Source organism: Streptomyces sp. NPDC051320, from assembly GCF_040682175.1.
GTDB lineage: Bacteria > Actinomycetota > Actinomycetes > Streptomycetales > Streptomycetaceae > Streptomyces.
Map to the genome: position 1 here is coordinate 89840 of NZ_JBFBAL010000017.1, position 10948 is coordinate 100787.

Below are 10948 nucleotides of genomic sequence, written 5' to 3' on the forward strand. Positions count from 1 at the left end.
GGAGCGTTCTTCAGCGGCCCGGGTGGTCCCCAGCCCATACCGCGGGGGTTCGGCCTGACCACGGACTTGCCTGTTCGAGCTGTCCGGCGAGGCGGAAGAGCCGGCTTTCAAGGCCATATCCAGCAGCGAACTGCATACCGACCGGGATCCCCGTCCCGGCGTCAGCCGTCACGGGTACGGACATGGCGGGTGTGCCCGCCACGTTGAACGGCATGGTGAACGGCGACAGGTTGAGGGAATCGTAGACCGGCACCGCTCCCACCTCGGCGCATACAGGGCGGCTAACTGACCGCCCCGCGCCGCCCGCCCGACCACCGCCCTCAACCTGGGCATGCGAGTGTGACCTGGCGCGCCCGCTCACCTGGAGACGAGCCCACCGGTAATAGGCGAAGCTGGGCAAGGTCCTGCTGGATGTGGCCCTGGCGGTCGCGCTGGGCGGGGACTGCCTGGCGGATGTCGCCATGCTGCGGGCCGAGCCGGCCGTGTTCGAGCCGGTGGCCTCCGGCGCTCGACGTGTTGCGCGCCGAACTGCGGACCGACCCCGACCGGATCGCCGCCGTCGGCTACGGAACCGGGGGCGCCATCGGGCTGGAACCCGGGCGCGACGGCGTCAACCTGCGCGCGATCGGGACAGTCAACGCGATTATCACGGGCGGACCCGGCAAGGCGGCGCGCATTCGCTGCCCGGTCTGGGCCGGGGTCGGATCGGAAGACCCGATCATGCCGCCCGCGCAGCGGGACGCGTTCACCGCCGAGATGCAGGCCGCGGACGTCGACTGGCGCCTCGTGGTCATGGCGGCGCCTGGCACGCCTTCCACCACCCGTCGGTCGACCACCCCGTGGTCCCCGGCGTCGGCTACCACCCACGGCACGCACAGCGAGCCTGGCGCGATGTCGTCGACCTGCTCGCCGAGTACCTGCCCGTGACGGAGTGATCTGATCAGTCCAAGCTCGGGCGCCCGCTGACCGCCGCGATGCCTGGGCTCCACTGCCACTGCGGGCGGACGGGCATGGCGGAGCTGGCCGTGCAACGGGCGATCTTCGAAGGCCGGTCAAGGCCGAGTACCGGGGCCGGCCGCAGGTCGAACCCGCAGATCTCCATCCCGGCTTTGGTCGGGGTCGTGCCGTTGACTGACGCGCAGTGGGTAGACCTGACCCCCGAATACGGCTCACAGAGTCATATGGCGAGCAGGCCGAGGACGAGGGGCTTGTCGGTGGGCACCGCTACTGTCCAGGGTGCCTCACGGGACGACGAACGGAGTCAGGGAATAGGCTACGTGAACGAAGCAGCGGTCAAGCGGAAGTTGGGTATCCCGGACTCGCGGAACCTCTCCAAGGAGAAGGTGCTCAAGTTCGCGGCAGCGATGCCCCAGATGGCCACCGAGGTGCGGCTCAAGCTCATCGAGTAGTTCCCCTCCTTCAAGGACCTGGGCAAGGCCGACATCGATGCGGTCACAGAGGCCCACAGGTCCACTCTTGCAGCCAACGAGAACAGTCAGAACCACTCCTACAAGGCTGCGCAGGACCAGCGGGACGCTCTGCAGGCCGGCCTCGGTCGGGACCACCTCAGCTGGGCGCAACGGGAGGCCCTCCACGACCGCATCGACCAAAACGTACAGCGGGTAGGCGAGAAGGACAGTGAGAGCAAGCAGTTCCTGGGGGCGGGGATGAAGTCCGGACATGGCCTGCGCTGCAGCCACCCAGCAGCCGTACCGCAGACGTTTCGAGAGGAAATGGGGCGCCCCGATACCGTCGATGACGGGCTCGACTTCCGGTTGCTCCGGTGTCGGTACCCCGCCTTCACGACGTCGAAGGAACCACTGGTCGGGGCGGGGGGTCGCCCATCGGGCGGTGTCCTGGCTGGTGAGAGGATGACGGGCATGGACATCCGAGACAGGAACAACGTACGGATCGTGGGCCGCCAGGACGGGCCGACGGTGGTGTTGGCGCACGGGTTCGGTTGTGATCAGAACATGTGGCGCCTTGTCGTGCCGGCCCTGGCCGAGCACTACCAGGTGGTGTTGTTCGACTACGTCGGCTCCGGCGGTTCGGACCTGTCAGCGTGGAGCCAGGAGCGTTACGCGTCGTTGGATGGGTACGCCCTCGATGTCATCGAGGTCTGCCAGGAGCTGAGCCTTGAGCGGGTGGCGTTCGTGGGGCATTCGGTCAGCGCCATGGTGGGCGTTTTGGCCGCGCAGGCCGAGCCGGAGCGGATCGGGTCGCTGGTGATGGTCGGCCCCTCGCCGTGCTACATCGATAACGGAGACTATCGGGGTGGTTTCAGCGCGCAGGACATTGACGAGCTGCTGGCCTCGCTGGAGTCGAACTACCTGGGCTGGTCCTCCGCGATGGCTCCGGTGATCATGGGCAATCCGGAGCGGCCCGAGCTGGGACAGGAGTTGACGCAAAGCTTCTGCGCCACCGATCCCGACATCGCGCGGGTCTTCGCCCGTACCACGTTCCTGTCCGACACCCGCCAGGATCTGAAGAGCGTGAGCGTCCCGACGCTGGTGCTGGAGTGTACACAGGATGTCATCGCCCCCCGCGAGGTCGGCGCCTATGTCCACGCCGCGATTCCCTCTTCCCGCCTGGTCACCTTGGACGCGACCGGCCACTGCCCGCAACTGAGCGCTCCCGAAGCCACCGCCCAGGCGATCACCGAGTTCCTGGGGAGCTTGGAGTGATGTGCCGTGCTGGGCAGGGCCGGGACTCGGAGACCGGTGACGGTGCCGGCACGGACGCAGCGTTCACCGCGCTACTGGAGGACAGCGCCGAGGAGCTGTACGAATCCGCTCCGTGCGGATATCTGTCGACGCTGATGGACGGCACCATTGCCAGGATCAACTCGACCCTGCTGGGTTGGCTGGGCCTGACGAGCGCGGCCGTGGTGGGCCGTATGCGCTTCGCGGATCTGCTCACCGTCGGCGGCAAGCTCTACCACGAGACCCACTTCGCCCCGCTGCTGCGCATGCAGGGTGACATCAGCGGCATCGCCCTGGAGATGAAGACCGCTGCCGGCGCCCGTATTCCGGTACTGGTCTCCTCCGTCGTCAAACACAGTGACGGGGGCGAGCCACTGCTGATCCGCACCACCGTCTTCGACGCCTCAGACCGGCGTGCCTACGAAGAAGAGCTCCTGCGCCGCCGCCAGGATGCCGAGCAGGCCCGTGAGGAGGCAGAGGAGGCGCGTCGGCAGGCGGAGGCCGACCGGGCCCGCCTGACCGATGCGCTCACCGTCCTCCAGCAGGCACTGCTGCCCCCTTCTCTGCCCACGGTGCCGGGTCTTGAGGCGGCCTCCTATTACCACACCGCCTCCGTCGATCAGCTCGGCGGCGACTTCTACGACCTGTTCCCCCTCAGCGGCACACGGTGCGCGTTCTTCCTCGGCGACGTCTCGGGCAAGGGCCCCCGCGCCGCAGCCGTCACCTCGCTGACCCGCTACACCCTGCGCGCCGCCGCTCTCCACGACCCCGAGCCCGCCACGGCGCTGGCCACGCTGAACGCCGTCCTCCATGAGCGCTACACCCACAGCGGCGATCCCCGCTACTGCACCGCCGTCTTCGGCATCCTCGACATCGATACCGAAAGCGGCCGCACGACCGTCCGCCTCGCCTCCGGCGGCCATCCCTCGGCCCTGGTCCTGCGCGCCGACGGGCACACCGACTTCCTGCCCACTCCCGGCGGCATGCTCGTCGGAGCACTGCCCGACGCTTCCTTCACCACCGTCACCGCCACCCTCACCCCGGGCGACAACCTCCTGCTCTACACCGACGGCCTCACCGAAGCGCGCACCGGACCCGACCGCACCGCCCTGTACGGCGACGAGGCACTGCGCACCTTCGCCGCATCCCACGCCGGCGCCTCGTGCCATCAGGTGATCACCGCGTTGAGCGGCTTGCTCGACAGCTTCGGCGACGGACTGGACGACGACACCGCACTGCTCGTCCTCGGCGCTCCCGCCACCCGCCCGCACCCCCGCCCGGCTACGAAGAACCCATGATGATCCCGCTGAATATCACGGCCAAAGACGCCGCCACCGGTCCGGTACTGGAAGTGACCGGCAACCTCGACTTCGAGCACGCCAACGCCCTGCACCAGCAGATCGAGCGCCTCACCCTGCGCCGGGGTCAGCGCCTTGTCATCGACCTGTCCGGTATGGAGTTCTGCGACTCCAGCGGCATCGCCGTCCTTATCGCCGCCCGCCGGCACGCCGTCGCCGCCGAAGCCGACCTCGCCCTGGTCGCTGTCCCCGCCAACACCCTGCGCGTCATGGCCATCGTCGGCCTCGACCAGGTCTTCACCTTCCATCCGGATACCGCCACAGCGACCGGCGTCTGACCCCGAAGCGCGGCTACCTCGGCACCCAGCACACGGATGGACACAGCACACGGCTTGGACGGTTCTCATCCTGCGCCGCAGCCAACTCGGGGATGTAGCTGGGCCGATGCTCCCCTTCGAGAGGGCCTGCGCACGGCAGACGCCGCTACCGGCATCTCATGCTCGCTGCTCTTCCATGGTCAAGAGACCACCGCGTCGGCATGCTCCCCGAGTATGGGGGTAAACGACGAGTCGTCGGCCCATCAAAGGCAGAGGCCGGGGCCAGCAGTGATGAAGGGGAGAGGGATGACGGTAGCAGCGATATCGCAGGCGGGTACTGACACACGAGTCGTTGAACTACCGGAGGTGACCGATCCCCGGCACGTCGCGCCGAAAGACGCGCGGGCACTGTCCAAGCTGTTCTTCGAGCAGCTGACGGTGCTGGAGGAGGGCACGCCCGAGTACCAGTACGCGCGCAACACTCTCATCGAGATGAACATCTCCCTGGTCCGCTATGCAGCGGGGCGTTTCCGGGGGCGCGGCGACGACATGGAGGACATCGTCCAGGTCGGCGTGATCGGCTTGATCAAGGCGATCGACCGCTTCGAGCTGTCACGCGAGGTCGAGTTCAGCAGCTTCGCCATCCCCTACATCGTCGGTGAGATCAAACGCTTCTTCCGGGACACCTCTTGGGCGGTCCACGTGCCTCGCCGACTGCAGGAGGCACGGGTGGAACTCGCCAAGGCGAGCGAAGAACTGGGCAGCCGCCTGGGCCGTAGCCCCACGGTCAAGGAACTGGCCGAACTGATGAACCTCACCGAGGAAGAGGTCATCGAGGCACGCCTGGCCGCCAACGGCTACAACTCCTCCTCCCTGGACGCCGCTCTGAACGGCGACGAGAACGGCGAGGCGGCCCTGGCCGACTTCGTCGGCAGTGAGGACCCCGCCATGGAACTCGTGGAGGACTTCCACGCCCTGGCCCCGCTCATCGCCGGCCTGGACGCACGCGACCGGCAGATCATCCACATGCGGTTCGTCGAAGAACTCACCCAGTCCCAGATCGCTGAACATCTGGGCTGCTCCCAGATGCATGTGTCCCGTCTGCTCTCGCGCACCCTGAAGCATCTGCGTGAAAGCATGCTCACCACTCGCTGAATCACAGAACAGCTCGCGGGCGGTTCGGGCATCGGGCCCGAACCGCCTGCTGCCGTGCACGGCACGAAAGGACACCGCTGTATGAGCGCACACCCCGAGGCCCAGACCGCCGGCACCTCCGGCAGCCCGGCGGTCGACGCCCACCTCGAGGTCCTCCTCCAGCTGGTGGCGTCGCAGCCGGACGCCAGGATGGCGATCTGCCTGACGACACCCGGCGGCATCATCGGCGGTCAGCTGGTCAGCCCCTTGACCTGGGCAGACCGTTGGGAGGAGGTGGTGACCGAGGCAACGGCCCGGCAGCAACGGTCCGAGCTGATGGCCCAGTTGCCTCACACGGTCCAGGACGCCTTGCGGCAGTTGGGGGGCGAACCGGATGGTCGGCAGTCCTTCATCCATCTGGTGGATGTCACCTTCATGTCCGCCCCGGCGGCCCCCACCGCTCCGGTGTGGCGCGGCCGGGTCAGCGACATTTCCGGCTGGTCCCTGGGTTCCCCGTCCTGACCCCTTCAGCACCAGTGTCTTACGGGAAGCCTGTGACGGGGGCGCCCGCCGCCTCCCGTGGACGCTGTACGGCCGCCCGCCGCACCCGACGGTCCCCGTCGCTGGTCATGCTGCGTTCGAAACCGGTGTCATGGCCCCGGTCGAGCGTGGCGGTGGCGGTCTCGTCCAGGACGCCGAGCATGACTTCCTCATCGTGCGCCATGGTGCGGCGGTTGAACGACCGCTGCCGCCGCAGAGACGGGTCTCCAGGCCGTCCAGTCGAACGTGACAAGGGCCGGCCGCACAGAAGAAGGGCCGGTCCGCGGTGGCCGAACTGCACTGACTAAAGCCGGGGGGCGCAAAGGGGGCGCGTGGGAGTAGAGCCCAGCGGAAAGGCAGGCAGGCGGTCCCTGAATGCGCCCCCCGGCGCCAGGAAACGCTCATAGCACTTCGCCAGGAAATCATCAGGTATCAGACAACTATTGGCCTGTTCTCGGTGTCTGGTTTGCTCTTCCAGGTTCAGAAACCGCAGCGCAGAGTCGGTCTGCCTGCGCACCAGCCAGTAGGCCGCACATTCAGCTGAGCGAGCGCCGCTGAAGGGGTACATGGTTCCCGCGTGTGGGAATCCAGTCGCCGGGTACGCGAGTGCGGCTGATGGTTTGACGCGCAGAGCCAACGGTGTAACGTACTCGTGTTCGGTTGACTACTTGACGTAGTTCCGACGAAGATCCGACGCGGGCAAAGGGGGCGGGGGGAGCCTCATTGCCTGCCGACTCACAGGTAATCAAGTGGAGAGCAGGGGGAAATCGTGGCTAATCCTTTCGATGATGATTCCGCTCGATTTGTGGTTCTGGTCAACGAGGAGCGTCAGTACTCGCTCTGGCCTGCCACCTCGGAGGTGCCGGGTGGTTGGCAGACGGCCCGACCGGAAGGTTCCCGACAGGAGTGCCTGGATTTCATCGAGAGCTCCTGGGTCGACATGCGGCCGGCCAGCCTTGCCGCGGCCATGGAGGCGGAAGGTAAGTAGGACCACCCACCGGCAGGGGCGGGGCACGACAAGGAAACCCCCGCCCGGGACTGCATCGCTGTAGTTGTCGCGCCGTCGACACTCACTCCGGGCGCGGCATCACCGCGGCCGACGAGTGCATGGCCAGCAGGGCTTTCTGAGGGCAGCCCGTTCGGCGAGATCCTTTCGGCACGACTTTCCACGAGCGTCGCCGTACGCATCCACAGACCCTTGAACTTTTAACTGACATTCTCCTGGAAGAGTGGAATTGCCATGCCGAAAAATGACGCCCGCCTTCTCCCGTTAACGGCCGCGCAACAAGGCGTGTGGTATGGGCAAACACTGGACCAGCAGAATCCTCAGTACAACATCGGCGAATGCATAGAAATCCATGGGCCGCTGGACGAAAATGCCTTTGAGGCAGCCCTCCGGCGAGCCAGCAACGAGTGCGAGAGCCTCAACACTGAGTTCGTGACGCTGGACGACGTGGTCTACCAACGAGTCGTGCGTAAATCCGCAGAACGTTGCCGTCTTGTGGATCTCTCGGGAACTCCTGACGCGGTCGCCGCTGCGGAGCGTTACATGGCCGGCGACATGGCCATGGTCGATAATCTGACGTCCCCCAGCCACACTCTTGCTCTGCTCAAAATAAGCCCTGACCTGCATTACTGGTACATTCGCTATCACCATATAGCCATGGACGGGCTAGGAGGTGCCGTCTTCGCCCGCCGGGTAGCTCAGATGTATACCGCCGCCGTTCGTGGTGAGCACGTACCGGCCGCTGCGGCTCCGCTGAGTGCGCTGGTGGAAGACGAGCTGGCGTACCGGCAGTCGCCGGACTTCGAGAACGACCGGGCGTACTGGATGCAGAAGTTCGCCGACATCTCGCCTGCCACGCAGGGCCTGGACGATCACCCGACACCGTGGCGTACTCCGGGGGACGGCTTCATTCCTCGGCGTTCTTCGCATCGAATCGCCGGCGCGGGTGAGCAGGCTTCGCCTCCCGGCGCCCATCTGCATGGTGGCGAGGTCCTTCCGCCGCACGTCATGGGCGGCCTCCGCAGGCTGGCCTCCGAGGCACGGACCACCTGGCCGGTCGTCTTCGTCAGCGCGGTCGCGGCCTTTCTGGGTCGCGTCACCGGCTCTCGCGACGTCACCATCGGACTGGCTTCGAACGGCCGCCGCGGCAGCCTGCTTCGGACCGTCGGCATGACGGCCAACATCCTCCTCTTGCGCATCCGGCTCACTCCGGGCATGACCGTCGAAAACCTGCTCCGGGCCGTCTCGACGGAGATGCGACTGGCGCTCCGGCACCGCCGTTATTCCAGAGAACAACTCGCCCGTGACCTCAGGATCACCGGTGAGAACGGGGTGTTCTCCGACGTTGTCGTGAACGTCATGCCCTATGAGTACGATCTCGACTTCGCCGGGAGCTCCGGCATGTCACGAGCCCTGTCGATCGGGCCGGTCGACGACGTCTCGGTGTTCATCTCCGAACGCTCGGAGCAGACAGGGCCGCTGATCGGTTTCGACGTGAACCGGGACCTCTACCACTCCGACGATGCCCTTCCGTACCAGCAGAGTATGACCGCTCTCATCAAGGAGTTCGCCCGATCTGACCTCGACTCTCCCCTGTCACTTGTGCGGGCGTTCGACGATTCGGCCGCTACGTCCATTCTCGACCGGGGCCGGGGCGCCGTCCTGGCTGCGCCTCGCACTGAATCGTCTGACGCCGCCTGCCTGCAGGATGTGTTCGCTGTGTGGGCGGCTGCGACGCCGGAGGCGGTGGCCGTATCCGGTAGCGGCGCCGGGCTGACCTACAGCGCGCTGGACGAAGTCTCGGCTGATCTGGGCCGGTGTCTGGTGGGCTTGGGCGTTCGCGGCGAAGGCTGCGTCGGTGTGCTGATGGATCGGTCGGCGGGTGTGGTGACGGCCTCGCTGGCCGTCGTCCGGTCCGGAGGCGTTTATGTGCCGCTGGACGGGCGTTGGCCGGACGAAAGACTGCGACAGGCGGCGGCTGTTACGGATCTTCGCGCGCTCGTGGTGGATGAGGGCGGAGCAGGGCACGCGTGGGTGGAGGAGATGCGGGGACGGGTCCCCGTGGTTGTCGTTGATGCCGTGGGCCGGGTCATCGCGGGTGCCCCGGAGAAGCAGGGCGTCCTACCGTCGCCGATGGGCGGTGATCGGTTGGCGTATGTGATGTTCACGTCGGGGTCGACGGGTGTGCCCAAGGGCGTTGGAGTCTCGCATGCCGACGTCGTCGCATTGGCCGCCGATTCCGCTTGGCGAGACACGGCCGACGCGGTACTGATGCACTCGGCCTACGTATTTGACGCCTCCACCTTCGAGATCTGGGTCCCGCTGCTCGGCGGTGGACGGATCGTCGTCGCACCTCGGGGCCAGCTGGAACCCCACGTGCTGCGGGAGGTCGTCACCGCGGAGGGCGTTACCGCGCTGTTCATGACCACCGCGCTGTTCAACGTCATCGCCGAGACGGGGTCCGATGCCCTGACCGGCGTGCGCGTGGTCTGTGCAGGCGGCGAGTTGGCGACGCCCGGGGGAATGCAGCAGGTCGCCGCTCTCCTGCCCGACACCCATGTGCTGCACGTGTACGGACCGACCGAAACGACAACTTTCGCCACCCGGTTCACCGTGACCGCGGACGGACCGGCAGGGTCGCCTGCTATCGGTCGCGCCTTGGATGGCATGCACGTCTATGTGCTCGATGCGGGCCTGGGACTGGTGCCTCAGGGCGTAGTGGGTGAGCTCTATGTGGCCGGCCGTGTGGCGCGCGGGTACGTGGGGCGGCCGGGCCTGACGTCCACCCGTTTCCTCGCTGATCCTTTCGACGTGTCCGGTGGGCGCATGTACCGCACCGGGGACCTCGTCCGGTGGAACACTCAGGGGGAACTCGAATATATTGCCCGCGCCGACGGCCAGGTGAAGCTCCGCGGCTATCGCATCGAGCCCGGCGAAGTCGAAGGCGTACTCATGGCTGCGCCCTCCGTGGCTTCGGCCTGCGTGGTGGTCCGGGAGGACCTGGCGGGTGACCGTCGGCTGGTGGCGTATGTGGTGCCGGCGGCCAACAAGGTTCTGGAGCAGACGGAACTGGCCACAGGAATCGCCCGGGTACTTCCGGAGTACATGGTTCCGTCGGCGTTCGTCGTACTGGAAGCGCTGCCGTTGACCCCGAACGGGAAGGTGGACCGCCGCGCGCTACCTGCTCCGGACATCGCTGGTGGTGATGGCGGGCGGGGTCCACGAAGCGCGGAGGAGGAAATCCTCTGCGGACTCTTCGCCGATGTCCTCGGTCGGGACCGGGTCTCGGTCCATGACAACTTCTTCGCTCTCGGTGGGCATTCCTTGCTCGCTACCCGGTTGGTCAGCCGCGTCCGCTCAGCCCTGGGCGTCGAACTGGAGATCCGCACGCTCTTCGAGCACCCCACCCCAGCAGAGCTGGCAGCGCGGCTCCACGTCGCCGACCAGGCACGGGCCCGCCTCGTTCAGGAGACGCGCCCGGCGCTCCTTCCGCTGTCCTTCGCCCAGCAACGCCTGTGGTTCCTCAGTCGGCTCGAAGGGCCCAGTGCGACATACAACATTCCCCTCGTGCTGGACTTCGACGGACCACTCGATGTCCGAGCACTGCGAGCGGCGTTCGCCGACGTCGTCGAACGCCACGAAACCCTGCGTACCGTCTTCGTGGAGGAGGACGGGGTACCGCTGCAGCACGTACACAGCGCGCCGGAGTCGCGTGGTCCGATCGGCCTGAGCATCGAGGCGCCGCCGGCCGGCTCGGACCTCGACCACATCGAGCGCTGGTCGGAAGAAACGATTCGACGTGCAACGGGTGAGGTCTTCGACTTATCGCGGGATGCCGCCGTCCGGGTGCGGCTGCTGCGACTGAGCGCCCGGCGGCATGTGCTGGTGCTGGTGCTGCACCACATCGCGGCCGACGGCTGGTCGCTGGCACCGCTCGCCCGGGATCTGGGG

9 protein-coding genes and 2 pseudogenes are annotated in these 10948 nt (G+C 66.9%); 9 read left to right on the forward strand and 2 right to left on the reverse strand.

Features of this window, described 5'->3' with window-relative positions:
• Nucleotides 1–10: 10 nt before the first annotated feature.
• Nucleotides 11–235 (reverse strand): annotated as a pseudogene (locus tag AB0M87_RS29430) (amidase family protein); the annotation flags it as partial.
• A gap of 269 nt (nt 236–504) precedes the next feature.
• Between AB0M87_RS29430 and AB0M87_RS29435 the strand changes: the two are divergent.
• From AB0M87_RS29435 to AB0M87_RS29465, 7 genes and pseudogenes are all read left to right on the forward strand, one after another.
• A pseudogene (locus AB0M87_RS29435) lies at nt 505–935 on the forward strand (dienelactone hydrolase family protein); the annotation flags it as partial.
• Between the two features lie 342 nt (nt 936–1277).
• The gene (locus tag AB0M87_RS29440; RefSeq protein WP_365858270.1) at nt 1278–1409 is read left to right on the forward strand and encodes a hypothetical protein; all 132 of its coding nucleotides are present in this window, start codon (nt 1278–1280) and stop codon (nt 1407–1409) included.
• A gap of 471 nt (nt 1410–1880) precedes the next feature.
• On the forward strand, nt 1881–2684 hold the full coding sequence (locus AB0M87_RS29445) for an alpha/beta hydrolase (protein ID WP_365858272.1): 804 nt from the start codon (nt 1881–1883) through the stop codon (nt 2682–2684).
• Complete coding sequence (locus AB0M87_RS29450) at nt 2684–4000, forward strand: SpoIIE family protein phosphatase (protein ID WP_365858274.1); 1317 nt, start codon at nt 2684–2686, stop codon at nt 3998–4000. The genes AB0M87_RS29445 and AB0M87_RS29450 overlap by 1 nt, the downstream gene beginning before the upstream one ends.
• A complete protein-coding gene (locus AB0M87_RS29455) occupies nt 4000–4338 on the forward strand; it encodes an STAS domain-containing protein (RefSeq protein WP_365858304.1) in 339 nt (112 codons plus the stop codon). The genes AB0M87_RS29450 and AB0M87_RS29455 overlap by 1 nt, the downstream gene beginning before the upstream one ends.
• 285 nt (nt 4339–4623) lie before the next feature.
• Nucleotides 4624–5472 (forward strand): RNA polymerase sigma factor SigF, encoded by an 849-nt coding sequence (locus tag AB0M87_RS29460; protein WP_365858276.1) that lies wholly within the window; start codon nt 4624–4626, stop codon nt 5470–5472.
• 81 nt (nt 5473–5553) lie between these two features.
• Nucleotides 5554–5973 (forward strand): hypothetical protein, encoded by a 420-nt coding sequence (locus AB0M87_RS29465; RefSeq protein ID WP_365858278.1) that lies wholly within the window; start codon nt 5554–5556, stop codon nt 5971–5973.
• A 19-nt stretch (nt 5974–5992) separates the two neighbouring features.
• Here the strand turns inward: AB0M87_RS29465 and AB0M87_RS29470 are convergent, their stop codons facing one another.
• Entirely contained in the window at nt 5993–6175 is a 183-nt protein-coding gene (locus AB0M87_RS29470; RefSeq protein ID WP_365858280.1) for a hypothetical protein, read from the reverse strand.
• 585 nt (nt 6176–6760) lie between these two features.
• Between AB0M87_RS29470 and AB0M87_RS29475 the strand changes: the two genes are divergently transcribed.
• Nucleotides 6761–6979: an MbtH family protein gene (locus AB0M87_RS29475; protein ID WP_365858282.1), complete on the forward strand. Its 219-nt coding sequence runs from the start codon at nt 6761–6763 to the stop codon at nt 6977–6979.
• Nucleotides 6980–7231: 252 nt separating this feature from the next.
• A partial coding sequence (locus tag AB0M87_RS29480) for an amino acid adenylation domain-containing protein (RefSeq protein ID WP_365858284.1) occupies nt 7232–10948 on the forward strand: 3717 nt, incomplete at its 3' end.

Excerpts from the sequence above, each read along its gene's own strand:
- AB0M87_RS29445 (WP_365858272.1), top strand. The coding sequence starts at position 1,881 with ATGGACATCCGAGACAGGAACAACGTACGGATCGTGGGCCGCCAGGAC.
- AB0M87_RS29465 (WP_365858278.1), top strand. The coding sequence starts at position 5,554 with ATGAGCGCACACCCCGAGGCCCAGACCGCCGGCACCTCCGGCAGCCCG.
- AB0M87_RS29455 (WP_365858304.1), top strand. The coding sequence starts at position 4,000 with ATGATCCCGCTGAATATCACGGCCAAAGACGCCGCCACCGGTCCGGTA.
- AB0M87_RS29450 (WP_365858274.1), top strand. The coding sequence starts at position 2,684 with ATGTGCCGTGCTGGGCAGGGCCGGGACTCGGAGACCGGTGACGGTGCC.
- AB0M87_RS29460 (WP_365858276.1), top strand. The coding sequence starts at position 4,624 with ATGACGGTAGCAGCGATATCGCAGGCGGGTACTGACACACGAGTCGTT.
- AB0M87_RS29470 (WP_365858280.1), bottom strand. The coding sequence starts at position 6,175 with ATGGCGCACGATGAGGAAGTCATGCTCGGCGTCCTGGACGAGACCGCC.